At 67.9% G+C, this 25,104-nt stretch carries 21 protein-coding genes and 2 tRNA genes; 18 read left to right on the forward strand and 5 right to left on the reverse strand.

Annotated elements, in window-relative coordinates; all coding sequences use genetic code 11:
- Positions 1–302: 302 nt before the first annotated feature.
- The 9 genes from dnaA (at position 303) to AB0I18_RS21110 (ending at position 13,039) form a co-directional block, all read left to right on the forward strand.
- Positions 303–2,138 carry a chromosomal replication initiator protein DnaA gene (gene dnaA / locus AB0I18_RS21070; RefSeq protein WP_363107059.1) on the forward strand — a complete coding sequence of 612 codons (1,836 nt, stop codon included), beginning with the start codon at positions 303–305 and terminating at the stop codon, positions 2,136–2,138.
- Between the two features lie 1,012 nt (positions 2,139–3,150).
- Positions 3,151–4,281 carry a DNA polymerase III subunit beta gene (gene dnaN / locus AB0I18_RS21075; RefSeq protein WP_363107060.1) on the forward strand — a complete coding sequence of 377 codons (1,131 nt, stop codon included), beginning with the start codon at positions 3,151–3,153 and terminating at the stop codon, positions 4,279–4,281.
- 128 nt (positions 4,282–4,409) lie between these two features.
- Positions 4,410–5,285 (forward strand): phosphogluconate dehydrogenase (NAD(+)-dependent, decarboxylating), encoded by an 876-nt coding sequence (gene gnd / locus AB0I18_RS21080; RefSeq protein WP_363107061.1) that lies wholly within the window; start codon positions 4,410–4,412, stop codon positions 5,283–5,285.
- 91 nt (positions 5,286–5,376) lie between these two features.
- The gene (recF, locus tag AB0I18_RS21085) at positions 5,377–6,501 is read left to right on the forward strand and encodes a DNA replication/repair protein RecF (protein ID WP_363107062.1); all 1,125 of its coding nucleotides are present in this window, start codon (positions 5,377–5,379) and stop codon (positions 6,499–6,501) included.
- On the forward strand, positions 6,498–7,061 hold the full coding sequence (locus AB0I18_RS21090) for a DciA family protein (protein ID WP_363107063.1): 564 nt from the start codon (positions 6,498–6,500) through the stop codon (positions 7,059–7,061). The genes recF and AB0I18_RS21090 overlap by 4 nt, the downstream gene beginning before the upstream one ends.
- A gap of 286 nt (positions 7,062–7,347) precedes the next feature.
- Positions 7,348–9,432, forward strand: a complete 2,085-nt coding sequence (gyrB, locus tag AB0I18_RS21095) for a DNA topoisomerase (ATP-hydrolyzing) subunit B (RefSeq protein WP_363107064.1) — start codon at positions 7,348–7,350, stop codon at positions 9,430–9,432.
- 42 nt (positions 9,433–9,474) lie between these two features.
- Positions 9,475–12,066 (forward strand): DNA gyrase subunit A, encoded by a 2,592-nt coding sequence (gyrA, locus tag AB0I18_RS21100; RefSeq protein ID WP_363107065.1) that lies wholly within the window; start codon positions 9,475–9,477, stop codon positions 12,064–12,066.
- An 18-nt stretch (positions 12,067–12,084) separates the two neighbouring features.
- Complete coding sequence (locus AB0I18_RS21105) at positions 12,085–12,795, forward strand: DUF3566 domain-containing protein (protein WP_363107066.1); 711 nt, start codon at positions 12,085–12,087, stop codon at positions 12,793–12,795.
- 167 nt (positions 12,796–12,962) lie between these two features.
- Positions 12,963–13,039 (forward strand) — tRNA-Ile (locus tag AB0I18_RS21110).
- A gap of 158 nt (positions 13,040–13,197) precedes the next feature.
- Here the strand turns inward: AB0I18_RS21110 and AB0I18_RS21115 are convergent.
- Positions 13,198–13,536 carry a DUF6344 domain-containing protein gene (locus AB0I18_RS21115; protein ID WP_363107067.1) on the reverse strand — a complete coding sequence of 113 codons (339 nt, stop codon included), beginning with the start codon at positions 13,534–13,536 and terminating at the stop codon, positions 13,198–13,200.
- 327 nt (positions 13,537–13,863) lie between these two features.
- Between AB0I18_RS21115 and AB0I18_RS21120 the strand changes: the two genes are divergently transcribed.
- Together AB0I18_RS21120 and AB0I18_RS21125 are read left to right on the forward strand one after the other, a co-directional pair.
- On the forward strand, positions 13,864–13,992 hold the full coding sequence (locus AB0I18_RS21120; protein ID WP_003999697.1) for a DLW-39 family protein: 129 nt from the start codon (positions 13,864–13,866) through the stop codon (positions 13,990–13,992).
- Positions 13,993–14,226: 234 nt separating this feature from the next.
- The gene (locus AB0I18_RS21125; protein ID WP_363107068.1) at positions 14,227–15,675 is read left to right on the forward strand and encodes a hypothetical protein; all 1,449 of its coding nucleotides are present in this window, start codon (positions 14,227–14,229) and stop codon (positions 15,673–15,675) included.
- Between the two features lie 37 nt (positions 15,676–15,712).
- Here AB0I18_RS21125 and AB0I18_RS21130 read toward each other — a convergent pair whose 3' ends face one another.
- On the reverse strand, positions 15,713–17,455 hold the full coding sequence (locus tag AB0I18_RS21130; protein ID WP_363107069.1) for a protein kinase: 1,743 nt from the start codon (positions 17,453–17,455) through the stop codon (positions 15,713–15,715).
- A 129-nt stretch (positions 17,456–17,584) separates the two neighbouring features.
- Entirely contained in the window at positions 17,585–18,133 is a 549-nt protein-coding gene (locus tag AB0I18_RS21135) for a DNA-binding protein (protein ID WP_363107070.1), read from the reverse strand.
- Positions 18,134–18,315: 182 nt separating this feature from the next.
- Between AB0I18_RS21135 and AB0I18_RS21140 the strand changes: the two genes are divergently transcribed.
- Positions 18,316–18,388 (forward strand) — tRNA-Ala (locus AB0I18_RS21140).
- An 898-nt stretch (positions 18,389–19,286) separates the two neighbouring features.
- Here AB0I18_RS21140 and AB0I18_RS21145 read toward each other — a convergent pair.
- Positions 19,287–20,000, reverse strand: a complete 714-nt coding sequence (locus AB0I18_RS21145) for a DUF5324 family protein (protein ID WP_363107071.1) — start codon at positions 19,998–20,000, stop codon at positions 19,287–19,289.
- Positions 20,001–20,341: 341 nt separating this feature from the next.
- Here AB0I18_RS21145 and AB0I18_RS21150 point away from each other — a divergent pair, with 341 nt between their 5' ends.
- Positions 20,342–20,869 (forward strand): peptidylprolyl isomerase, encoded by a 528-nt coding sequence (locus AB0I18_RS21150; protein ID WP_363107072.1) that lies wholly within the window; start codon positions 20,342–20,344, stop codon positions 20,867–20,869.
- A 173-nt stretch (positions 20,870–21,042) separates the two neighbouring features.
- A complete protein-coding gene (locus tag AB0I18_RS21155) occupies positions 21,043–21,939 on the forward strand; it encodes a rhomboid family intramembrane serine protease (RefSeq protein ID WP_363107073.1) in 897 nt (298 codons plus the stop codon).
- A 268-nt stretch (positions 21,940–22,207) separates the two neighbouring features.
- Here the strand turns inward: AB0I18_RS21155 and crgA are convergent, their stop codons facing one another.
- On the reverse strand, positions 22,208–22,462 hold the full coding sequence (gene crgA / locus AB0I18_RS21160) for a cell division protein CrgA (protein ID WP_363107074.1): 255 nt from the start codon (positions 22,460–22,462) through the stop codon (positions 22,208–22,210).
- Positions 22,463–22,603: 141 nt separating this feature from the next.
- Between crgA and AB0I18_RS21165 the strand changes: the two genes are divergently transcribed.
- The 4 genes from AB0I18_RS21165 to AB0I18_RS21180 are packed head-to-tail and all read left to right on the forward strand — an operon-like array spanning position 22,604 to position 25,002.
- Complete coding sequence (locus tag AB0I18_RS21165) at positions 22,604–23,383, forward strand: DUF881 domain-containing protein (RefSeq protein WP_363107075.1); 780 nt, start codon at positions 22,604–22,606, stop codon at positions 23,381–23,383.
- 44 nt (positions 23,384–23,427) lie between these two features.
- Positions 23,428–24,153, forward strand: a complete 726-nt coding sequence (locus tag AB0I18_RS21170) for a class E sortase (protein ID WP_363107076.1) — start codon at positions 23,428–23,430, stop codon at positions 24,151–24,153.
- 52 nt (positions 24,154–24,205) lie between these two features.
- Positions 24,206–24,367 carry a hypothetical protein gene (locus AB0I18_RS21175; RefSeq protein ID WP_363107077.1) on the forward strand — a complete coding sequence of 54 codons (162 nt, stop codon included), beginning with the start codon at positions 24,206–24,208 and terminating at the stop codon, positions 24,365–24,367.
- On the forward strand, positions 24,364–25,002 hold the full coding sequence (locus AB0I18_RS21180; protein ID WP_363107078.1) for an aminodeoxychorismate/anthranilate synthase component II: 639 nt from the start codon (positions 24,364–24,366) through the stop codon (positions 25,000–25,002). The genes AB0I18_RS21175 and AB0I18_RS21180 overlap by 4 nt, the downstream gene beginning before the upstream one ends.
- Positions 25,003–25,104: the final 102 nt, after the last annotated feature.

Here is a 25,104-nt window from a genome sequence, read left to right on the forward strand (position 1 = left end):
TCCCGATCACTCGACGTGACCTGTGCCCATCGGAGGCAGGCGGCAGCAGCCATCGACAACTCGACCTGGTCACGGTACGCGCGGCTACGCCATCCGGTCAAACCGGCGCCGCCCGGGAGACACTATCCACAGGCTGGGGACAACAACTTGAACCGCATGGGTCGCCCTGACTACCGTGGCTGGACTCCGGTTCGTTCCCTTCTCCCTGCTCCATCTGATTCGTTCCGCCCGCCCCACCCGAGTTCCAACCCCATCCGTCCCAAGAACCACACGTTCGTGGGACCCGCGAGAGAGCGTGCCCTGTGGCTGACGTACCTGCCGATCTTGCCGCAGTGTGGCCACGAGTGCTGGAACAACTTCTCGGTGAGGGCCGCGGGCAGGGTGTCGAGGTGAAGGACGAGCACTGGATCAAGCGCTGCCAGCCGCTGGCCCTGGTCGCGGACACCGCCTTGCTCGCCGTCCCGAACGAGTTCGCGAAGGGCGTCCTCGAAGGGCGCCTGGCGCCGATCGTCAGTGAAACACTGAGCCGCGAGTGCGGCCGCCCGATCCGGATCGCGATCACCGTGGACGACTCCGTCGGCGAGCCTCCCGCCCAGTCCCCGCCACGCTACGACGAACCCGAACCCCCTTCACAGGGCCGCGACGACTACCGGGGATACGGCCGCCACCGTGCGGACGACCGCCAGCACGACCACCAGGACCGTCCCGACCAACAGCACCCCGGCCGCGGGGACCAGCTGCCGACCGCCCGCCCCGCGTACCCCGACTACCAGCGCCCCGACCCCGGCGCCTGGCCGCGGCACTCCCAGGACGACTACGGCTGGCAGCAGCAACGACTCGGTTTCCCCGACCGGGACCCGTACGCGTCCCCCTCGCAGGACTACCGGCAGCCGCCGGCCCGCTCGCCCTACGAGCAGCAGCGGTCCGACTACGACCAGCGCTCCGACTACGACCAGCGTCCGGACCGTCGCGAGCGGCCCGAACCGCAGTCGCCGTCCGGTCACGTCCACCGCGGCGGACCCGTCGGCTCCTCGCTGCCCGCCTCCAGCGGCGCCCCGGGCCCCCTGGCCGCACAGCCGGCCCCCGCGGCGGGCCCCGGCGAGCCCACCGCACGCCTCAACCCGAAGTACCTCTTCGACACCTTCGTCATCGGCGCCTCCAACCGCTTCGCGCACGCCGCCGCGGTCGCCGTCGCCGAGGCACCGGCCAAGGCGTACAACCCGCTCTTCATCTACGGGGAGTCCGGACTCGGCAAGACGCACCTGCTGCACGCGATCGGGCACTACGCACGCAGCCTCTACCCGGGCACGCGCGTGCGATACGTGAGCTCCGAGGAGTTCACCAACGAGTTCATCAACTCCATCCGCGACGGCAAGGGCGACAGCTTCCGCAAGCGGTACCGCGAGATGGACATCCTGCTGGTCGACGACATCCAGTTCCTCGCGGACAAGGAGTCGACGCAGGAGGAGTTCTTCCACACCTTCAACACACTCCACAACGCGAACAAGCAGATCGTGCTCAGCAGCGACCGGCCGCCCAAGCAGCTGGTGACCCTGGAGGACCGGCTGCGGAACCGTTTCGAGTGGGGCCTGATCACCGACGTCCAGCCGCCCGAGCTGGAGACCCGAATCGCCATCCTCCGTAAGAAGGCGGTGCAGGAGCAGCTCAACGCCCCGCCGGAGGTCCTGGAGTTCATCGCGTCCCGGATCTCGCGCAACATCCGCGAGCTGGAGGGCGCGCTGATCCGGGTGACGGCGTTCGCGTCGCTCAACCGGCAGCCGGTGGACCTCGGTCTGACGGAGATCGTCCTCAAGGACCTGATCCCGGGCGGCGAGGACTCGGCCCCCGAGATCACCGCGACGGCCATCATGGCGGCCACCGCCGACTACTTCGGGCTGACCGTGGACGACCTGTGCGGCTCCTCCCGCAGCCGCGTGCTGGTGACCGCGCGCCAGATCGCCATGTACCTCTGCCGCGAGCTCACGGACCTCTCCCTGCCGAAGATCGGCGCACAGTTCGGCGGCCGAGACCACACGACCGTCATGCACGCCGACCGCAAGATCCGCGCGCTGATGGCCGAGCGGCGCTCCATCTACAACCAGGTCACCGAGCTCACGAACCGCATCAAGAACGGCTGACAGCGACGGCGGTACGTCGCCGAGGGCGCCCCGGGAGACATTCCCGAGGGCGCTCTTCGTCGTTGTGGTGGGCCCGGTGGGCGTCCGACCCGTCATGCCTATCCGTACCGGAAAGCCGCCTTCTCGCCGTTCTCGGGCCTCCGCCGGCTGTTCTCGTACGTCTCTCAGGGGCGTCCTCCGCCCTCCCCGACCGTGTTCCGCGTCGCCCCGCGGCCATCGGATGAGCACCCGCTGTTCGATTAAGGGCCGGGTTACGGCCGCCCTCCACAGATTCCGGTACTTTCTTCCGTCCACATCCTGGGGACCGCGAAGTTGTCCAGATCGTGTCCACAGGGTGCGATGCTGAAAAGCCATCAGGCCAGGTCAGCTGGTTGTGGATTCGTGGACAAAAGATCTCCACAGGCTGTGGACGACGAAAAGATCCACAGGCTGTGCAGGAAGTTGTCCACCGGCGGCCCACAGGCTGGGGCCGGTTGTCCCCAGCGATCTTCAGCTTCTCCACATCGCTGTCCACTGTTCGGCAACGCGACGCGCCCTCTCACCGTGTCGAGTGAAAGGCGTCACACCAAGGTGCCTGGTTGGGCTGTGGGGAACGTGGGTAAAGCTGGGGACGGCGCTGGGGAGAAGTGCCCCGAGTCTGTGTATCGAGTGTGCAGAACTTTTCCCCGTCCACAGCGCACCCCGGTTGTCCACCGTCGTCGCCCACAGGGTCGGTGGACAAAAAACCGGCACTGACCTGCGAATACGCGGTTATCCACGGTATCCACAGCCCCTACTACTACTCCCAACTAGAGAGAGTCTGGGAATCGATTCGAAGTGGGGGCTGTGCACAACTCGCGCTCGGCACCTCAGGTGCCGCTCGGCACGACTTGACCCCGAGGGGCACCGACTGTCAGTGCGGTGCGTCAGACTGGTCCCCGGTGTCCTGCCCATCAGTGGGCTGAGCGACACCGAGTCAGACGACGAAGGCCAAGCAGGGCGAGAGCGCCGGCAACAGACGGAGGCGGCAACGGTGAAGATCCGGGTGGAACGCGATGTACTCGCGGAGGCAGTGGCCTGGGCGGCACGCAGCCTCCCGGCCCGTCCGCCGGCTCCTGTGCTCGCCGGCCTTCTGCTGAAGGCCGAGGAGGGCGCACTGAGCCTCTCCAGCTTCGACTACGAGGTGTCGGCACGGGTCTCGGTGGACGCCGAGATCGACGAGGAAGGCACGGTGCTCGTCTCCGGCCGCCTGCTCGCCGACATCTGCCGAGCCCTCCCCAACAGGCCGGTGGAGATTTCCACAGACGGTGTACGGGCGAGCGTGGTCTGCGGTTCCTCACGGTTCACACTCCACACGCTGCCTGTGGAGGAGTACCCGGCGCTGCCGCAGATGCCGTCGGCGACCGGCACCGTCCCCGGTGAGGTCTTCGCCTCCGCCGCCGCACAGGTGGCCATCGCGGCCGGCCGCGACGACACGCTGCCCGTCCTCACCGGCGTGCGCATCGAGATCGAGGGCGACACCGTCACCCTCGCCTCCACCGACCGCTACCGCTTCGCGGTCCGTGAGTTCCTGTGGAAGCCGGAGAACCCCGAGGCGTCCGCGGTCGCCCTGGTGCCCGCCAAGACGCTCCTGGACACCGCCAAGGCCCTCACGAGCGGCGACAGCGTGATCCTGGCGCTGTCCGGCTCCGGCGCCGGCGAGGGGCTGATCGGCTTCGAGGGCGCGGGACGTCGCACGACCACCCGCCTCCTGGAGGGCGACCTCCCGAAGTACCGCTCGCTGTTCCCGACGGAGTTCAACTCGATCGCCGTCATCGAGACCGCCCCCTTCGTGGAGGCCGTCAAGCGTGTGGCCCTGGTCGCCGAGCGGAACACCCCGGTGCGGCTGAGCTTCGAGCAGGGCGTGCTGATCCTGGAGGCCGGCTCCAGTGACGACGCACAGGCTGTGGAGAGGGTCGACGCGCAGCTGGAGGGCGACGACGTCTCGATCGCCTTCAACCCGACGTTCCTGCTCGACGGCCTGAGCGCCATCGACTCCCCGGTCGCCCAGCTGTCCTTCACGACGTCCACCAAGCCGGCGCTGCTCAGCGGCAAGCCCGCCCTGGACGCGGAGGCGGACGAGGCCTACAAGTACCTGATCATGCCGGTGCGCCTCAGCGGCTGACGAGGACCGCAGGTGGGGGCGTACGTTTGAGCGCCTATGCCCACAGGTGTGCGGGAGCGTCCGGGTTTAGGCTCGGACGCAGGTACGAAAGTGCCCTCCTGCCACGTCGCTAGTGAAGGAACAACCTGATGGAGCTCGGTCTCGTCGGCCTCGGCAAGATGGGCGGCAACATGCGCGAGCGCATTCGCCGCGCAGGCCACACCGTCATCGGATACGACCGCAACCCGGACCTCGCCGATGTCCACAGCGTCGAGGAGCTTGTGGGCAAGCTCAGGGGTCCGCGTGTGGTGTGGGTGATGGTCCCGGCCGGGGCGGCCACCCAGTCCACGATCGACGAGCTCGGCGAGCTCCTGGAGCCCGGTGACGTCGTCGTGGACGGCGGCAACTCGCGCTGGACGGACGACGAGAAGCACGCGGAGGAGCTGGCGGCCAAGGGCATAGGCTTCGTCGACTGCGGCGTCTCAGGAGGCGTCTGGGGCCTGGAGAACGGCTATGCGCTGATGTACGGCGGCGACGCCGAGAACATCGCGAAGGTCCAGCCGGTCTTCGACGCGCTCAAGCCGGCGGGCGACGCCGGCGCCGTGCACGCGGGCAAGGTGGGCGCCGGCCACTTCTCCAAGATGGTTCACAACGGCATCGAGTACGCGATGATGCAGGCCTACGCCGAGGGCTGGGAGCTCTTGGAGAAGGTCGACTCCGTCACCGACGTGCGCGAGGTCTTCCGCTCCTGGCAGGAGGGCACGGTCATCCGCTCCTGGCTGCTCGACCTGGCCGTCAACGCCCTGGACGACGACGAGCACCTGGAGAAGCTGCGCGGTTACGCACAGGACTCCGGCGAGGGCCGCTGGACTGTGGAAGCCGCGATCGACCACGCGGTGCCGCTGCCCGCGATCACCGCGTCGCTGTTCGCGCGGTTCGCGTCCAGGCAGGACGACTCACCGCAGATGAAGATGATCGCGGCGCTGCGGAACCAGTTCGGCGGCCACGCGGTCGAGAAGAAGTAGTCCCGTTGAGAAGCCAGTTGAGAAGCGAGAAGAAGTAATCCACAGGTCCGCTCCGCGGATCCACAGCCCCGGGGGAGGTCGGCGAACGACCATGCACGTCACGCATCTGTCGCTGGCCGACTTCCGCTCGTACGCCCGGGTCGAGGTCGCGCTCGACCGGGGCGTCACCGCGTTCGTGGGCCCGAACGGGCAGGGCAAGACGAACCTTGTGGAGGCGGTCGGTTATCTCGCCACCCTCGGCAGCCACCGTGTCTCGTCCGACGCGCCCCTGGTACGGATGGGCGCCGACCGCGCGATCATCCGGGCCAACGTCCGGCAGGGCGAGCGCCAGCAGCTAGTCGAGCTGGAGCTGAATCCCGGCCGGGCCAACCGTGCCCGTATCAACAGGTCCTCGCAGGTCAGACCCCGCGACGTGCTCGGCATCGTACGGACCGTGCTGTTCGCCCCCGAGGACCTCGCGCTGGTCAAGGGCGATCCGGGAGAGCGCCGGCGCTTCCTCGACGAGCTGATCACCGCGCGCGCCCCGCGCATGGCGGGCGTGCGCTCGGACTACGACCGCGTCCTGAGACAGCGCAACACGCTCCTGAAGTCGGCCGCGCTGGCCCGCCGCCACGGCGGCCGCACCATGGACCTGTCCACGCTCGACGTATGGGACCAGCACCTCGCGCGGGTGGGCGCCGAGCTGCTCGCCCAACGGCTCGACCTGATCGCCGCGCTCCAGCCGCTCGCCGACAAGGCGTACGAGCAGCTGGCGCCCGGCGGTGGCCCCGTCGCCCTGGAGTACAAGCCCTCCTCGCCGGAAATCGTCGGCCACGCGCGCGAGGAGCTGTATGAACAGTTGATGGCCGCGCTCGCGGAGGCGCGCAAGCAGGAGATCGAGCGGGGCGTCACCCTGGTCGGGCCGCAGCGGGACGAGCTGCTACTCAAACTTGGCCAGATGCCCGCGAAGGGATATGCCTCACACGGCGAGTCCTGGTCGTACGCGCTGGCGCTGCGCCTGGCCTCGTACGACCTGCTGCGGGCCGAGGGCAACGAGCCGGTGCTTGTCCTCGACGACGTGTTCGCCGAGCTGGACACGCGCAGGAGGGAACGCCTCGCGGAACTCGTGGCTCCCGGAGAGCAGGTGCTGGTGACGGCCGCGGTGGACGACGATGTGCCGGGCGTACTGGCGGGGACGCGATACGCCGTGTCGGAGGGCCTGGTGGAGCGCGTATGAGCGAGAACACACCTGATCCGAAGAAGGCGCCCGGGCCCTCCGGCGTCGAACCTTCCGGTGCTGAGCCCTCCGGCGTCGACCTCGCCCGTGTCGCTCTGCGGGCCGCCAAAGAGCAGGCACGCGCGCGTGGGGACGCGGCGCGGCAGAAGAAGCAGGCGCGGCGCGGCGGCCTGCGCTCCGGCGCGCACGCCGACGGGCGCGACCCGATGGCGCTCGGGTCCGCCATCAACCGGCTCATCACCGAGCGTGGCTGGGAGGCCCCGGCCGCCGTCGGCGGGGTCATGGGCCGCTGGCCGCAGATCGTCGGGGACGATCTGGCCAATCACTGCGTACCGGAGAAGTACGACGAGGACGAGCGCGTGCTGACCGTCGAGTGCGACTCGACGGCCTGGGCGACGCAGTTGAGGCTCCTCGCCCCGCAGTTGGTCGCGCGGTTGAACGAGGACCTCGGCCACGGCACGGTGAAGCTGATCAAGGTGCACGGTCCCGCTGGTCCCGCCCGCCGCTTCGGCCGCCTGCGCGCACCCGGCAGCACGGGTCCCGGTGACACCTACGGGTGACGCAGACCGGCCGGTATGCCGTTCGTAGCGGGGGGTTGACACCTCGAAGCGCTGAGTGCCGCTCTGCGCCTCTTTGGGGCCGGGTCCACATATGGGGAGTCGGTGGAGACCGGTTAAGGGCGGCACATGCGGACTCAGGTACCGGCAAACCCCCATCACTGTCGGCGCTACCGGTAGACTGGAAGCTAATCCCGCCCCACTTGTGGGACGCACCGAGCAACGCTGACAAAGGCTTACCAACGCAACACGCCGCAGCCGCTCCGGCCACCCGCCGGGAGCTTGGCTTGTGCTGTGCCAGAAAGGGCGCTTCGTGGCCGATTCCGGCAACCCCAACGAGAACATCCCGTCCACCGACGCCGGCGTCGACGGCCCGGCCAAATCCTCGAACGGCGAGGTCACGGCCTCGTACGACGCCAGCGCCATCACCGTCCTCGAGGGTCTGGACGCGGTCCGCAAGCGACCCGGTATGTACATCGGCTCGACCGGTGAGCGCGGACTGCACCACCTCGTGTACGAGGTCGTCGACAACTCCGTCGACGAGGCGCTGGCCGGGCACGCGGACACGATCGACGTCACGATCCTCGCCGACGGCGGCGTGCGCGTCGTCGACAACGGCCGCGGCATCCCGGTGGGCATCGTGCCCTCCGAGGGCAAGCCCGCCGTCGAGGTCGTGCTGACCGTGCTGCACGCGGGCGGCAAGTTCGGCGGCGGCGGCTACGCGGTCTCCGGCGGTCTGCACGGCGTGGGCGTCTCCGTCGTGAACGCGCTGTCCACGAAGGTCGCGGTGGAGATCAGGACCGACGGTCACCGCTGGACCCAGGACTACAAGCTGGGCGTCCCGACGGCTCCGCTCGCTCAGCACGAGGCCACCGACGAGACCGGCACGTCGGTCACCTTCTGGGCCGACGCGGACATCTTCGAGACCACGGACTACTCCTTCGAGACGCTGTCGCGGCGCTTCCAGGAGATGGCGTTCCTCAACAAGGGTTTGACGATCAAACTCACTGATGAGCGCGATTCGGCGAAGGCCACGGCGGGAGCCGACGAGGCCGGTGCGGACGAGATCCAAGAGGTCAAGACCGTCACGTACCACTACGAAGGCGGCATCGTCGACTTCGTGAAGTACCTCAACTCCCGCAAGGGAGACGTCATCCACCCCACCGTGATCGACATCGAGGCCGAGGACAAGGAGCGCATGCTCTCCCTCGAGGTCGCGATGCAGTGGAACAGCGGCTACAGCGAGGGTGTGTACTCCTTCGCCAACACCATCCACACGCACGAGGGCGGTACGCACGAGGAGGGCTTCCGGGCCGCTCTGACGGGTCTGATCAACCGGTACGCGCGCGACAAGAAGCTGCTCCGCGAGAAGGACGACAACCTCACGGGTGACGACATCCGCGAGGGTCTGACGGCGATCATCTCGATCAAGCTCGGTGAGCCGCAGTTCGAGGGCCAGACCAAGACCAAGCTGGGCAACACCGAGGCGAAGACCTTCGTCCAGAAGGTCGTCCACGAGCACATCAGCGACTGGCTGGACCGCAACCCGAACGAGGCCGCGGACATCATCCGCAAGTCGATCCAGGCGGCCACCGCGCGCGTGGCGGCCCGCAAGGCCCGCGACCTGACGCGCCGCAAGGGTCTGCTGGAGACGGCGTCGCTGCCGGGCAAGCTCTCCGACTGCCAGTCGAACGACCCCGTCAAGTGCGAGATCTTCATCGTCGAGGGTGACTCCGCCGGCGGTTCGGCCAAGTCCGGCCGCAACCCGGAGTACCAGGCCATCCTGCCCATCCGGGGCAAGATCCTGAACGTCGAGAAGGCGCGGATCGACAAGATCCTGCAGAACCAGGAGATCCAGGCGCTGATCTCGGCGTTCGGCACCGGGGTCCACGAGGACTTCGACATCGCGAAGCTCCGCTATCACAAGATCATCCTGATGGCGGACGCCGACGTCGACGGCCAGCACATCAACACCCTGCTGCTGACCTTCCTGTTCCGCTTCATGCGGCCGCTGGTCGAGGCCGGGCACGTGTTCCTCTCCCGCCCGCCGCTGTACAAGATCAAGTGGGGTCGCGACGACTTCGAGTACGCGTACTCGGACCGCGAGCGCGACGCCTTGATCGAGCTCGGCCGACAGAGCGGCAAGCGCGTCCGCGAGGACTCGATCCAGCGCTTCAAGGGTCTCGGCGAGATGAACGCCGAGGAACTGCGCATCACGACGATGGACCAGGAGCACCGCGTCCTCGGCCAGGTCACGCTCGACGACGCCGCCCAGGCCGACGACCTGTTCTCGGTCCTCATGGGCGAGGACGTCGAAGCACGCCGCGCGTTCATCCAGCGCAACGCCAAGGACGTCCGCTTCCTCGACATCTGAGTCGGCCACCGCTGACCGCAGCAGAAAGGACCTTCACCCGCAATGGCCGACGAGATCATTCCGAGCGTGCCCGAAGCCGTAGAGGGCGAGATCGCCATGCGTGTCGAGCCCGTGGGGCTCGAGACCGAGATGCAGCGCTCGTACCTCGACTACGCGATGTCCGTCATCGTGTCGCGCGCGCTGCCCGACGTACGGGACGGTCTCAAGCCCGTCCACCGCCGCGTCCTGTACGCCATGTACGACGGCGGCTACCGGCCCGAGAAGGGCTTCTACAAGTGCGCCCGCGTCGTCGGCGACGTCATGGGCAACTACCACCCGCACGGCGACTCCTCCATCTACGACGCCCTGGTGCGTCTCGCGCAGCCGTGGTCGATGCGGATGCCGCTGGTGGACTCCAACGGCAACTTCGGTTCCCCGGGCAACGACCCGGCGGCCGCCATGCGGTACACCGAGTGCAAGATGATGCCGCTGTCCATGGAGATGGTCCGCGACATCGACGAGGAGACCGTCGACTTCACGGACAACTACGACGGCCGCTCCCAGGAGCCGACGGTCCTGCCGGCCCGCTTCCCGAACCTGCTGATCAACGGCTCCGCGGGTATCGCGGTCGGCATGGCGACCAACATCCCGCCGCACAACCTGCGCGAGGTCGCGTCCGGCGCCCAGTGGTACCTGGAGAATCCCGAGGCCTCCCACGAGGAGCTTCTGGACGCGCTGATCGAGCGCATCAAGGGCCCCGACTTCCCGAGTGGCGCCCTCGTGGTGGGCCGCAAGGGCATCGAGGAGGCGTACCGGACGGGCCGCGGCTCCATCACGATGCGCGCGGTCGTCGAGGTCGAGGAGATCCAGGGCCGCCAGTGCCTGGTGGTGACGGAACTCCCGTACCAGGTCAACCCGGACAACCTCGCGCAGAAGATCGCCGACCTCGTGAAGGACGGCAAGGTCGGCGGCATCGCGGACGTACGGGACGAGACCTCGTCGCGTACGGGCCAGCGCCTGGTCATCGTCCTGAAGCGCGACGCCGTCGCCAAGGTTGTCCTGAACAACCTCTACAAGCACACCGATCTGCAGACGAACTTCGGCGCCAACATGTTGGCGCTCGTCGACGGCGTGCCGCGCACCCTCTCCCTGGACGCGTTCATCCGGCACTGGGTGGCGCACCAGATCGAGGTCATCGTCCGGCGTACGAAGTTCCGGCTGCGCAAGGCCGAGGAGCGGGCGCACATCCTGCGTGGCCTCCTGAAGGCCCTGGATGCCATCGACGAGGTCATCGCGCTGATCCGGCGCAGCGACACCGTCGAGATCGCGCGCGAGGGCCTGATGGGCCTCCTGGAGATCGACGAGATCCAGGCCAACGCCATCCTCGAGATGCAGCTGCGCCGACTTGCCGCTCTGGAGCGGCAGAAGATCGTCGCCGAGCACGACGAGCTTCAGGCAAAGATCCGCGAGTACACCGCGATCCTCGCCTCGCCGGTCCGCCAGCGCGGCATCATCAGCGAGGAACTCGCCGCGATCGTCGAGAAGTTCGGCGACGACCGCCGCTCCAAGCTGGTGCCCTTCGACGGCGACATGTCCATGGAGGACCTGATCGCCGAAGAGGACATCGTCGTCACCATCACGCGCGGTGGCTACATCAAGCGGACCAAGACCGAGGACTACCGTTCGCAGAAGCGCGGCGGCAAGGGCGTACGCGGCACGAAGCTGAAGCAGGACGACATCGTCGACCACTTCTTCGTGTCGACGACGCACCACTGGCTGTTGTTCTTCACCAACAAGGGCCGCGTCTACCGCGCGAAGGCGTACGAGCTTCCCGACGCCGGACGTGACGCGCGTGGACAGCACGTCGCGAACCTGCTGGCGTTCCAGCCGGACGAGGCGATCGCGGAGATCCTCGCGATCCGCGACTACGAAGCGGCGCCCTATCTGGTTCTCGCCACCAAGGGAGGTCTTGTAAAGAAGACATCCCTCAAGGACTACGATTCCCCGCGTTCTGGCGGCGTCATCGCCATCAATCTCCGCGAGACGGAGAGCGGTTCTGATGACGAACTGATCGGTGCGGAGCTGGTTTCGGCAGAGGATGATCTGCTTCTGATCAGCAAGAAGGCGCAATCGATCAGGTTCACTGCTACGGATGACGCACTTCGCCCGATGGGCCGTGCGACCTCGGGAGTCAAGGGCATGAGCTTCCGTGAGGGAGACGAGCTGCTCTCGATGAATGTTGTTCGACCCGGTACGTTCGTGTTCACTGCCACAGACGGTGGGTACGCGAAGCGGACCAACGTCGACGAGTACCGCGTCCAGGGTCGCGGTGGCCTGGGTATCAAGGCCGCCAAGATCGTGGAGGACCGCGGCTCTCTCGTCGGCGCGTTGGTGGTCGAGGAGACCGACGAGATCCTCGCCATCACACTGTCGGGCGGTGTGATCCGTACGCGGGTCAACGAGATCAGGGAGACGGGCCGTGACACCATGGGCGTCCAACTGATCAACCTGGGCAAGCGCGATGCCGTGGTCGGTGTCGCTCGTAACGCCGAGGCCGGTCGAGAGGCCGAGGAAGTCGACGGCGCGGTCGACGAATCGGACGAGGTCGAGACGGTCGCAGGCACGGACGAGGGCGAGCCGTCCTCGGACGAGTAGCGCGAGGAGTGAGTCATCGTGAGCGGAGCCACGGGCGCCGGTTCTACCGGTACGGAAACGGACGGCGGCCGTGGCCCGTCCACGGAGGGGACTGAGTCGCATGACTCTCATGGAACCCAGGGGGGAACTGTGACGGACACCCGAGGCGCGCAGCCGCCGCAGTACGCGGCGGGGGCGGCCCCAGGCTCGCCGGTGCCTCCGGCTCCCGGCTCGCCGCTGCCGGGGGAGCGGCAGCAGCCGGCTGCTCAGCCGTATCACCCGCCGCAGGCGTACCAGCCGCAGCAGGCGCCGCCCGGCGTCGGCGCGGCCGCGGCCGCCGCTGTGCGCAGGCCGCGCACCGGGGCACGTACGACGCCCCGGACGCGCAAGGCGCGACTGCGGGTGGCCAAGGCCGACCCCTGGTCGGTGATGAAGGTCAGTTTCCTGCTCTCCATCGCGCTCGGCATCTGCACGATCGTCGCGGCCGCGGTGCTGTGGATGGTCATGGACGCCATGGGCGTCTTCTCCACGGTGGGCGGCACGATCTCAGAGGCCACGGGCTCGAACGAGTCCAACGGTTTCGACCTGCAGTCCTTCCTGTCGCTGCCGCGCGTGCTCATCTTCACGTCGATCATCGCGGTCATCGACGTCGTTCTCGCCACCGCGCTCGCCACCCTCGGCGCGTTCATCTACAACCTCTCCGCAGGCTTTGTCGGCGGTGTCGAGCTGACGCTCGCCGAGGACGAGTAAAACGTTGTCGCGCCTCCTCGGCGGGCCCTCACGGGCCGGCCGAGCGGGGTGGGGTGAGGCCCTCGACGCGGGCGAAAGGTGCCCCGGAACTATCGATTTTGGGACTGGCCGCGTCGTGCGCTAATCTTCAGAGGTCAGCGCGCGGGACATACTCCGCACAGCGCGGCGGGGCTATAGCTCAGTTGGTTAGAGCGCATCCCTGATAAGGATGAGGCCACAGGTTCAAATCCTGTTAGCCCCACCAGACAAAAGACCCCCAGCCGATTGCGGCTGGGGGTCTTTGTGGTGTGCCCGGAGGTGTACGCAAGTTCGCCCGGACGTGAGGTTTGCGAGGGGTCTTCGGGGTTTACGTAGAGGCTGAGTTGAGCTGGGGCCCTTCTACGTAGAGACCTGTCTGCCGGCCTACGTCCGGTCCGCGCAGGGGGCGGCGGAGTCCGCCACCGCCCCTTCCTCGTCAGAGGTCTCGTCCGTGTCCGCCGGAGCGCGATGGCGGCAGCTCGGGGAGGAACCGTGGGCCTCGGCGCGGATGCGTTGCTTCATGGTGGGGGGCAGTGCACGGGCGTATGCCCACGCCCAGTGGGCCGTCGTCGGGAACAGCACCGCCGTGCTGTTGCGAGGGCTCTCCGGCTGCTGTACCGGCGTGGCCGCTCCTGCCGTCGTGACGAGTCCGAGCGTCGTGCACAGCGCGATGAAGGCGGTGAAGACCGCGGTCCACAGCTTCATGACCTTGTTCCTGGCCATGGCCCCTCACTTTCAGGTTGGGCGATTTGCGTACTTTCCTCATGATGTGTATGGCGGAGGCGAAGTGGTGGATCTGCGGCTGTGGCGCGTCGATGTTCAGATGAACACCACCCGGATGGGCCCAAGAAGCATGAAAAGGGCCTATGGGAGGAGAAAATCCCGGTGTGTGGCGACAGGTGGTGGCACGACAGGAGCGGCGTCTTCCGGTTCTAATGCTCTGTGCCGGACGGGAGTTGGGAGGCCGACGCAGGTCACCGATCGGTCTCGGCCGGTGTGTATAGTCGGGCGCCAGAAGTCCCCTACGCCAAGGAAAGACGAGGTCGCGCGGTGAAGAAGCTTCTCCTGGTCGCACTGGCCGCCATCGGCGGGCTCCTCGTGTACCGCCAGATCCAGGCGGATCGCGCCGAGCAGGATCTGTGGACGGAGGCGACCGACTCCGTGCCCACGGGTTCGTGAGTATCGACGACAGTCTCAGTACAGACCCCGGCCGCCACGCGGTCGGGGTTTTGTGTTGTCCGGGCCACGGAGCAGCGGTCCATCCCACGACAAGCCAAGGACGTCACAGGAAGCGCTTACGTCGCCGAAGAGTCGCCGAAGTAGGGGTGGCGCGACGGCGGGCGGGGCAGGATGGTCGGGGCTTCGCGGGTGTTCGGGACAGCGAGACGGCGCCGGTCCGCGCAAGCCCGCTGAGTGGCGATCAGGGGCTACGACGAGGGGTGGCGCGTGATGGGGCGGCGCACGGGGTGGTGGCGCGGCCGTACGGCACTGGCCGGGGCGGCGGCGCTGCTCGTGGCCGCGGCCCCGACGGGACAGGCAACGGCGGGACAGGTGACGGCGGCCGGCACTCCTGACCCTTACCGCTTCGCCACCGACGCCGAACCGGTCGACGGCGCGACGAACGTCGCCGACGCCGCACCCCTGACCCCCGGTACCACCTACAAGAGCTCCATCCGCGACAACGGGAAGCTCTACTACCGTCTCCGGCTCGACGCCGTGTCCAACGCGTACGTGTCGGCCACCGCCGTCCCCGAACCGGGGACGAAAGTCGTGTACTCGGACGGCATCAAAGTGTCCATACGGGACCCCGAGGGCTACAAATGCTTCTCCGGGGACGCCGACGCCGCCCGTTTCGGGCCCACCGAGAGTCCCCGGCCGCTCACCGCCTGGGCCTCGCGCAGGACCGGCACCAACGGCTACAGCTGCAAGGGCGCGGGAACGTACTCCGTGCTCGTCGAGCGCATCAGTGGCGCCGAGTCCTCGCCGGACGACTGGGATCTGGAACTGCAGTACGTGACGGAACCCCACCTCAAGAAGGCCGCCCCGACGACCGCCCCCGAGTTCTCGGAGACCGTCACACCGGAAGCACTCGAGGGCCCGGCCAGGACGACCCGAAAGGGCGGTACGAGTTTCAACGAGGCGCGCTCCCTGGGACAGGGCGTCTGGAAAGACGGCATCCAGGCCGGACAGACGCTCTTCTACCGCGTTCCGGTCGACTGGGGGCAACAGATCCACGCCACCGCCGAACTGGGCCCCGCAAGCGGCGACGACTTCCTGGGCAACGCCCTCGTCATGGCGCTCTACAACCCCGCGCGCGCTTTCGTGGACGACGCCGCCACCAGATACGACGGCAGGAAGAACTCCGCCGCACTGAAGCCACTCCCCCCGGTCGCCTACGAGAACCGGTACGCCGTCGACGACCAGGTGAGCGGGATGCGGTTCGCCGGCTGGTACTACCTGGCCGTGCACCTCGGCGAGAAGATGACCGACAAGTTCGGCGACGGGCCGTTCGCACTGACGCTGCGCGTGCGGGTGAGCGGCGCCCCGGTGGCCGCGCCCGTGTACGCGGGGACCGCCGCCCCGCCCGATGTCTTCGACGTCACCGCTGGCGACAAGGATGCGGCGGCGAGCGGTGTCGCGGCGACCGGCGGGGGCGAGCGCTCGGACGGGAACACCGCGATGAAGGCGGTGGCCGTGGGAGGGATCGGCGCGGGCGCCGGCCTCGTGCTGTGGCTCGCGGTGTGGACGGCGATCGCGCGGCGGCGGACGGCGACGGGAGCGGTGCCTGCGCCGGCCGCCGACGGTACGGCCTCGCAGCCGGGCGCGGCTTCGCATGAGTACGGGCCGCCGCGGGCCTGGTAGTTCACCCGCTCCCGCTCGGAGCTGCGTCGGTGCCGGTTCAGATCTGCGTCAGCGCCCAGAACCCGACCGCGAAACAGACCAGCGCGAGCAGCAGCACCGGAACCGCCACCTTCGCGGGCGGCCCCGGCCGCCGCTGCGCCCGCCTGGCGCGATGGCGCGCAACCGGCTGCGGCTGAGGTGGAACCCGCACGTCTCGAGCGGTGTATGAAGCAGTAGAGGCAAACGCGTACGGCTGCGGCACGGGGGCCGGGGGCGGGGGAGTCGGCGCCTGGGGGGAGGTCAGATGAGCGGATTCGTACGGCGGCTGCGGCTGCTGCGACGACGGGGCGTAGGCGGGGTTCGGGCGCGCGAGCGAGGTGGAGGCAGTTGGGGGCTGCTCGGGCTGTGGCTGGACTTGTGGGGGGCGTTGCGCTTGTGGGTGAGGCCGCGACAGGTGCTCTTGGACGGGAGAGGTGGTGGCCGGGGGCGGAGGCGGCAGGTGGAAGCTGCCGGTGTCCGACGACATGGCGGGAGATTGTGGGAGTGGGGGTCCGGGGTCGGCGTTGGGCGCCGCTGGTACGTCGCCGGAGGTGGGAGCCTGTGGTGTTCCGGGGCCGGGGCCCGGGTGCGGCTGCGGCGACGCGGAGCCCGCGGGTCGCATCGGCGAGGCGGTGCCCGTGGAGGCTTCCGGCGAGACGGTGCCCGTGTGAGTCCCGGGCCAGGCGGTGTCCGTGTGAGCCTCGGGGGAGACGACGCCCGTGCGGGTCTCGGACGAGGCGGTGCCCCCTCCGCCCTGCGCCTCCGGCCACTCGGCGCCTGTCCGGGACCCTGGCTGTACGGAACCGGTCGGCCGAGACGGCATAGAGGTGTTCCGACCGGGCCGTTGGGGCACGGTGTCGTGCTGCTCGCCCGAGGCGGCCTTGAGAGGGCCCTCCGAGCCGAAACCGGGTGGGAGCGGGCCGAGTTGGTCGAATATCTCGATCAGCTCGTCGTCGGGGCCGGGCTCCGGAAGGAGCTCCCTGGCCGCGGTGAGAGCCTTGCGCGCCCCGGTGGCGGTGCGGAACCGCGCCTGCGGGTCCGGTTGGACAAGAGCGGCCACGACCTGCCACAAAGGCTCGGGAACCCCCTTCGGGGCACCCGGCGTGCCGTGCTCCGTGAAACGTTCGACCAGCGCCTTGGCGTCGGGCTTGGCGCCCTCCAGGAGGTAAAGGGCGACCAGGCCCACGGCGAAGAGGTCGGCGGGGAAGTCAGGCTCCGCGCCGAGCAACTGCTCGGGCGCGAAGTAACCAGGCGTCCCCACCACGTAGTTGGTCTCCGTCAGCCGTGGCTCACCCAGCCGCATCGCGATGCCGAAGTCGGACAGCCGCAGCCGTGGGCGGCCCGTTCCCGTCGCCTCCAGGAGGATGTTGGCGGGCTTGATGTCGCGGTGCACGACCCCCTCCGCGTGCACCGCGGTGAGCCCCGCCAGCAACTGGTCGAGCAGAGTGCACACGAAGGCCGGCGGCAGAGGACCGTAGTCACCGATCAGGTGCACCAGCGAGCCACCGGCGACGAGGTCCATGGTGAACAGGACCTTGTCGTCGTCGGCGGCCCAGCTGGCGGGCGCGAGCACATGAGGGTGGTCGATCCGCATCGCCTGCTCCCGCACGAAGCGCAGCAACGAGTGCGCATCGCTCTGCTGCAGGACCTTGGCGGCGACATACCGGCGCCGGCGGTGGTCCCAGGCGCGCCACACGGCACCGACTCCCCCGCGTCCGATCGGGTCGACCAGTTCGTACCGGCCGGCGAAGACCTCACCCATGATCGTGCGTCGCTCCCCCTTCGGCGGTCGGTACCGCGCCCTCGTCGAGGTGCCCGGCCGCCTGCTTCCGGCGACCGGCAGGCCCAACGGCTCACCGGTGACCGGGTGTTCGGCGGCCGGGCGGTGTGCTCAGCTCTGGTGGGACTGGTAGTGGGCGACCGCGTCCGAAGTGCGGCCGGCTCCGTACACCCGGAGGAACTCTGCCAGTTCCGGATGGGTCGGGGCGAGACTGTCCGCTGCTTCTATGATGTCCCCCGCGGCCGACACGGAACGCAGCAACGACTGGATCTCCCGGACGACGCGCTTCACCGTGGGCGCACCCGAACTGGTCGTCGACTGCGTGGTGTTGCTGAGCACCGAGCCCCCCTGTGACTTCTTGATCTCGTCCATGCGCTCGGTGGCCTCGGCGGCGCTCACGCTGCCGTCCGCGACCTGACCTGCGAGGTCCTGCAGCAGCTGTACGCGCTGGACCACCGCCGGATTGCCGATCTTGGCGCGCTGACCGCTCATCAGCTGCGACAGCATGGGCGCGGAGAGGCCGAGCACCCCGGCAAGGCGCGCCTGGTTGAGACCGAGATCATCTATGAGCCTACGGAAGAGCGCCCCCAACGGCTCCCCGTACCAGTTCCGCTGCAGCTCCCGGGCTCTTGCGGTCGCTTCCTGCTGTGCGGCGTCCATTCGCGTCTCCCCATCGCTTCCCCAAGTACCGTGGTTCGCTGTAGCGAACCACGCCGAGCATCTTACGGAGAGTGGTCGTGCGCCGGGACCCCCAATCTTTTGCGGGATACCGGGGGTGACCCGGTACTCTGGTCTGCGGCGCTCGTCCCGTAGGAGATCCTTCTGGCGGACGCTTCCCTTCCGGGGCCTTAGCTCAGTTGGTAGAGCGCTGTCTTTGCATGGCAGATGTCAGGGGTTCGACTCCCCTAGGCTCCACACAACAAACCCCCTCTGACCGGCTTTGCCGCAGGTCAGAGGGGGTTTTTGTCTGCGCGGTGGGACTGTGACGGCGAGTGCGGGGTCGGCTCCTCGGGGGGACGCCCGGGGCTTCTCGGGTGCCCTGCGATGAGGCCGCACGTGTCGCGCGTGAAGGGTTTTGATCTTGTGGAGTCCCTGAGCGGCTTCACCCGGGCCCCGAGTTCTTCAACGTGTTTGAGATGGCCGGGAGTTGAAGGGCTGCGTTGGAGTGGCGTGGTCGCGTCAAGCTCTAGGGTCCTACCTTCTTCGTGCATCGGAGACTTGAGAGGGCATGTGTGGTGACGTGCGTCACAAGAGTTTCGTTGCGATATTTGCGATTCTTTGCGCAAAGAGGAGTCTGATGCTGGAGTGGCATGACCGCCGCGCAGGTGGCCGGGGTGGCGTGTGGGAGGTGAACGGAAGTCGTGAAGGCTTGCGTGAGCTGGTGTGAACGGAAATTCGTAACCAGAACCTTGCACTCCGTTAAGGAAGTCCAGATGTGGGATGCACGCCTGGCCCGTTGCAAACGTCACCGTGGGCAGGGAGCGTAAACAGGCGGGCTCTCGGGCTGTCTGAGTGCCTCGGTGCCGACGAGGTCTCGCCTTCATCGGCCGGTTCGAGGAGAGCCTCAGCCGGCGACCGAGGAATCGGACAGCTGTCACCACGTCAGATGGACGTCATGCTCGCGGAGTTCAACCAACAGGACTTCCGTCCCGCGAGCTCCCACGGCTGGCTATCCCTGCGTGAAGCTGGTTCCACGTGAAACGACCCGCCTTGGTTCCACGTGAAACATCGCTGTGGGGCGGGGAAGCCTCAGGCATCCCCGCCCCACAACCATCCAGATATTCAGCGGCAGCCGTCAGTCCCGCCAGGCGCGTCAGCCGCGATCGTCGCGGTTCGCAGCCTCCGCTTCGGCCTGCTTGGCCTGGACCTCGGGGTCGAGTTCGTCCTGGCCGCTACCGTCGACCGAGGCCAGCCGGCCGCTCTCCGGCACCTCCGTGGCAGCGGGAGGTTCGACCAGCCAGTCCGGGTTGGCCTGCTTGTCCCACCACTTCCACGCGGCGAAAGCGCCACCGGTGAGGATGCCCAGAACAGCCAGCCCCTTGGCGAGACGGCCGACCTTGGCCCGCCGCTCGTGCTTACGGACCAGCTTCTCGATCTCCTTGGCCGACACCTGGCCACGCAGCGCAGCCACCGCCGCCGCCCTGCGATTCGCGGCCTCCTCGCGGACAGGGCCGGCCGCGGCCCTGGCCTGCTCGATCCTCGGCCGGGAGTAGACCGCCGCCTGCCGGGCAGCCTTGCGAGTGCGGACCGCAGCCTCATGGGCGGCGTGGTCGACCTTCGGCGGCACATGGGTACGCGCCTGCTCCAGACGCGGGGCGAGATGGGCGTCGTACTGCGTGCGTGCCTGTTCGGCGGCCTGGAGAGCCGCGGCCGACACCTTAGGGGCGAGCCGCACACGTGCTTCGTGCGCATACTGCGTGGCACGGTCCTTGGTCGTGTCGGCGTAGGGCGCCACCACTTCCGCGGCGTGCCGCACGCTGTCCTTCGCCGACTCGGCCGCTGCGCGCACGCTGTCCTTGCGGGTCACGGGATCCTCCTCCTCGGTGGCGTACGTGGGGGTTCGGGGCCGTCCCCCAGAAAAGTCACAGTTCACCTTTCCACCCTTATCGGGATCATGCCTGCCGGAGCGCTCCGGCAGGCATGCGAGGGCGGGCATCCGGGTCATGAATGCCGACTCCGGGTGTACTCGGGGCAATAACCGATCAATACGGTGCAACGTGAGCTTGCGACGACAATGTCACGGATCCCCGGACTGCGCGCCTGTTTGGTACGAAACGGCTGAAGCGGCCAGTAGGGGCGGCGGCGGAAGACGGGCGGCGCGGTCCGTGCGAGGATCGGGGAGTCACAAAGGACAACGGAAGGCAGATCGTGGCTGAGCAGCTTTACGCCACCCTGAAGACCAACCAAGGCGACATCGAAGTGCGGCTCCTGCCGAACCACGCGCCCAAGACGGTCCGGAACTTCGTCGAGCTCGCCAAGGGCGAGCGTGAGTGGACCAACCCGTCCACGGGTGTGAAGTCCACGGACAAGCTCTACGACGGCACGGTCTTCCACCGGGTGATCAGCGGATTCATGATCCAGGGCGGTGACCCGCTGGGCAACGGCACCGGCGGTCCCGGCTACGAGTTCGAGGACGAGTTCCACCCGGACCTCGCCTTCGACAAGCCGTACCTGCTGGCCATGGCGAACGCCGGCCCGGGCACCAACGGCTCGCAGTTCTTCATCACCGTCTCCCCGACGGCATGGCTGACCCGCAAGCACACCATCTTCGGCGAGGTCGCCGACGCGGCCGGCCAGAAGGTCGTCGACGCCATCGCCTCCGCGCAGACCAACCCCCGCACCGACCGCCCGGTCAACGACGTGGTCATCGAGTCGGTCGTCATCGAGACCCGCTGAGCGCGGCCCTTGGCGAAACCCGCTGAGTGAGGCCCGCCGGCCAGACCGCCGACGCGACCCGTAGAGGCCGGGCCCGCCGGACTCACACAGGGGACCAGCAGGGAACCAAACGCCCCGCCCATCCGTAAGGATGAGCGGGGCGGTGCGTTGCGTACAAAGGATGAGGGGACCCCATGGACCAGGCGCCAGGCAGCCCACAGGGACCGCAGGATGCCGCGAGCCTGCCCACCTGCTACCGGCACCCGGACCGCGAGACCGGCATCAGCTGCACCCGCTGCGAACGCCCCATCTGCCCTGAATGCATGGTCAACGCCTCGGTCGGCTTCCAGTGCCCCGAGTGCGTACGGAACGGTTCCGGCACGGGGCACGCGCCCAGCGCCTCCCAGCCCCGCACCCTTGCCGGCGGCACGATCGCGGCGGACCCTCGGCTCGTCACCAAGATCCTCGTCGGGCTCAACCTCGCCGTCTTCCTGGTCCAGCTCCGCCTGGGCGACCGCTTCACCGACAGCTTCGACCTCCTCGGCCGCGCTTACGTGCCGATCCTCGAAAGCGTCGAGGGCGTCGCCGAGGGACAGTGGTACCGGCTGGTCACGGCGATGTTCCTGCACGGCAGCTACATCCACATCGCCTTCAACATGCTCAGCCTCTGGTGGATCGGCGGCCCCCTGGAGTCCGCCCTCGGTCGCGCCCGCTACCTCGCCCTGTACGGGGTCTCCGGCCTCGCGGGCAGCGCGCTCACGTATCTGATCGCCGAAGCGAACCAGCCGTCCCTCGGCGCCTCCGGCGCGATCTTCGGGTTGTTCGGCGCGACCGCCATCCTCATGCGGCGGCTCAGGTACGACATGCGCCCCGTCATCATCCTGCTGGTGATCAACCTGATCTTCACCTTCGGGTGGCCCAACATCGCGTGGGAGGCCCACATCGGCGGCCTCGTCGGCGGCGTCCTGATCGGCTACGCGATGGTGAACGCCCCCCGCGAGCGACGTGCCCTGATCCAGTACGGCGCCTGCGCCCTGGTACTGATCGCGGTCGTGGCCATGACACTGATCAGGACCACGCAGCTCACCTGAGAAGTGGACGTTGTCCACAGACTGTGTCGGATCTTGTGCGTGCTGTGCGCGAACAGCTGTGCCCCTTGTCGCTGACCTGGGTTTCCCCAGGCAGGACAAGGGGCGAACATGCTTCCGGATACCGGTAGGCCAGTCACACCGGCGTCAACCCCGGATGAGTTATCCACAGTTTTTAAGAACTATCCACAGTGTGGAAAGTGCTGTGGATAACTCAGTGGACAACTTGGGCCACGGCTTGCCGTAAGGCCCTGGACACCCTGGGGCCGCGTTACTTCCACTGGGTCGATACGCCGAATCCGGCCGCGATGAAGCCGAAGCCCACCACGATGTTCCAGTTGCCGAGCGCGTCGATCGGCAGCGAGCCGTCCGTCACATAGAAAACGACGATCCAGGCGAGGCCGATGAGGAACATGGCCAGCATGACCGGGGCTACCCAGCCGCGGCTGTTGAGCTTGATGGCGGTCGCCTGCTTCGCCGGGGGCGGCGTGTAGTCGGCCTTCTTGCGGATACGTGACTTCGGCACGAGGGTCTCTCCTGTCGATGCGCTGCGTGGCCGCGCAGGGAACGTGGGCTGCTCCGGGGCAGCGTACAAGGGGACTCTTAGCGCTCCCCCGGGCGTCCGTTAGCGTAGTGCTTCCGCGGCGCCGAAGGAGATAAGGGTACGTTGAGCAATTCTGCCGACTCCCCCCAGCCGGGTTCCAGTCCTGCCAGTATCCAGCGTTTCCGGCCGGTACGGGTACTGACTGTGGCTGTGTTCGCGCTGGCCGGGCTGATCTTCTTCACCAGCTTCAACACGGCCAAGGGCACCAACATCCGTACGGATGCCTCGCTGCTGAAGCTCTCCGATCTCATTCAGGAGCGCAGTCACAAGAACGGCCGGCTCGACGAGAGCAACGGATCGCTGCGGGACGACGTGGAGGCGCTCGCCGAGCGGGACAACGGCAGTACGAAGGCGGAGGAGGCCAAGCTCGCCGCTCTGGAGAAGAACGCGGGCACGCAGCGGCTCAAGGGCAAGGCCGTCACGGTCACCCTCAACGACGCGCCTCCGAACGCCACCGCCAAGCTTCCCGGCTACCCCGAGCCGCAGCCCGACTACCTGGTCATTCACCAGCAGGACCTGCAGGCTGTGGTCAACGCTCTGTGGCAGGGCGGCGCCAAGGGCATCAAGGTCATGGATCAGCGGCTGATCTCCACCAGCGCCGTTCGCTGTGTCGGCAACACCTTGATCCTCCAGGGCCGCGTCTACTCGCCCCCGTACAAGATCCAGGCGGTCGGCGACCCGGAGAAGCTCCAGAAGGCGCTCTCGGCCTCGGCGGCGATCCAGAACTACATGGTGTACGTCAACGTCTACGGGCTCGGCTGGAAAGTCGAGGAGGACGGGGCGGTGACTCTTCCCGGCTACTCGGGCACAGTGGATCTCCACTATGCGAAGCCTGTGGAGTAAGCAGTGAAGTAGTCGAGTAGCTGCCGCTGGGGGACCTTGTGTCGATGCGAGTGGTCGTCAGGACGATCAGTGAGCTGTGCATCACCGTCGGAACTCTGATCGTGCTCTTCGTGGTCTATGTGCTGTTCTGGACTGGTGTGAAGGCCGACACCGCGATGGACGATCAGATTGCGCAGCTCCAGGAGCAGTGGTCGAAGGGATCGGTGGCGACGGATTCTGCCGCCGGGAACGGCTCGAATGGATCGGACGGTTCGAACGGGTCGAGTGCGTCGGGCAGCCCGGGGGAGCCGGCTCCGTACAAGGACGGCAAGCCCTTCGCGGTCATGTACATCCCGCGGCTTGGTTTCACGTGGAACAAGCCCGTGCTCGAAGGCACGAAGACCAACACCCTCAAGAAGGGCCTCGGCCACTACGCGAGCACGGCGCAGCTCGGCCAGGCGGGCAACTTCGCTGTCGCCGGTCATCGCCGCACGTACGGGGACCCGTTCAAGGACTTCCCCAGGCTGCGCCGGGGTGACGCGGTGGTGCTGACCGACGGCGCCACGTGGTTCACGTACCGCATCGACACGAAGCCCTACAAGACGCTTCCCAGTGACATAGCGGTCATCGATCCCGTGCCGGAGAAGTCCGGGTACACGCGGGCGGGCCGTTATCTGACGTTGACGACGTGTGAGCCGGAATGGGGACACAGTCACCGGCTGATCGTCTGGGCCCACCTTGATTCCACCCAGCCTGTAGAGGCTGGGAAACCGGAGGCTCTACGCCGTTAGTCTGGTTGTGTACGGCGTGAGTCTGGTGCCGTGGTGTGACGGAAGGGACGGCATGTACAGCTTTATCTGGCGGCATCTGCCGGGAAACGCGTGGATCAAGGCGCTGATCTCCATCGTGCTGGCTCTCGCGGTGGTCTACGTGCTCTTCCAGTACGTCTTCCCGTGGGCCGAACCGCTGCTGCCCTTCAACGATGTGACGGTGGACAACCAGTGAGCGCGCGGATTCTCGTCGTCGACAACTACGACAGCTTCGTCTTCAACCTGGTCCAGTACCTGTACCAGCTGGGCGCCGAGTGCGAGGTGCTGCGCAACGACGAGGTGTCGACGGCGCATGCCCAGGACGGTTTCGACGGTGTGCTGCTGTCGCCCGGTCCTGGCACTCCCGAGGAGGCCGGTGTGTGCGTGGACATGGTGCGGCACTGTGCCGCGACCGGTGTGCCCGTCTTCGGTGTCTGTCTCGGGATGCAGTCGATGCAGGTGGCGTACGGCGGTGTGGTGGACCGTGCGCCCGAGCTGCTGCACGGCAAGACCTCGCTCGTGGAGCACGAGGGCGGGGGTGTTTTCGCGGGGCTGCCGTCGCCGTTCACGGCGACGCGCTACCACTCGCTGGCTGCCGAGCCCTCGACGGTTCCGGCCGAGCTGGAGGTTACGGCCCGTACGCACGACGGGATCATCATGGGGCTGCGGCACCGTGAGTTCCCTGTCGAGGGCGTGCAGTTCCATCCTGAGTCCGTGCTGACCGAGCACGGTCACCGCATGCTGGCCAACTGGCTGGTGGAGTGCGGCGACCGGGAGGCCGTGGCCAGATCGACGGGGCTGGCCCCGGTGGTGGGCAGGGCCACGGCGTGACCGCCCTGCGCCCTGAGCGCGACAGTGCCGCCCCGTACGGCGAGGACGCCGTGTACGGGGGCGCTGCGGCGTTTGGGGCGGGGGGAACTTTCGAGGCGTTCG

Source organism: Streptomyces sp. NPDC050704, from assembly GCF_040654355.1.
Taxonomy (GTDB): domain Bacteria; phylum Actinomycetota; class Actinomycetes; order Streptomycetales; family Streptomycetaceae; genus Streptomyces.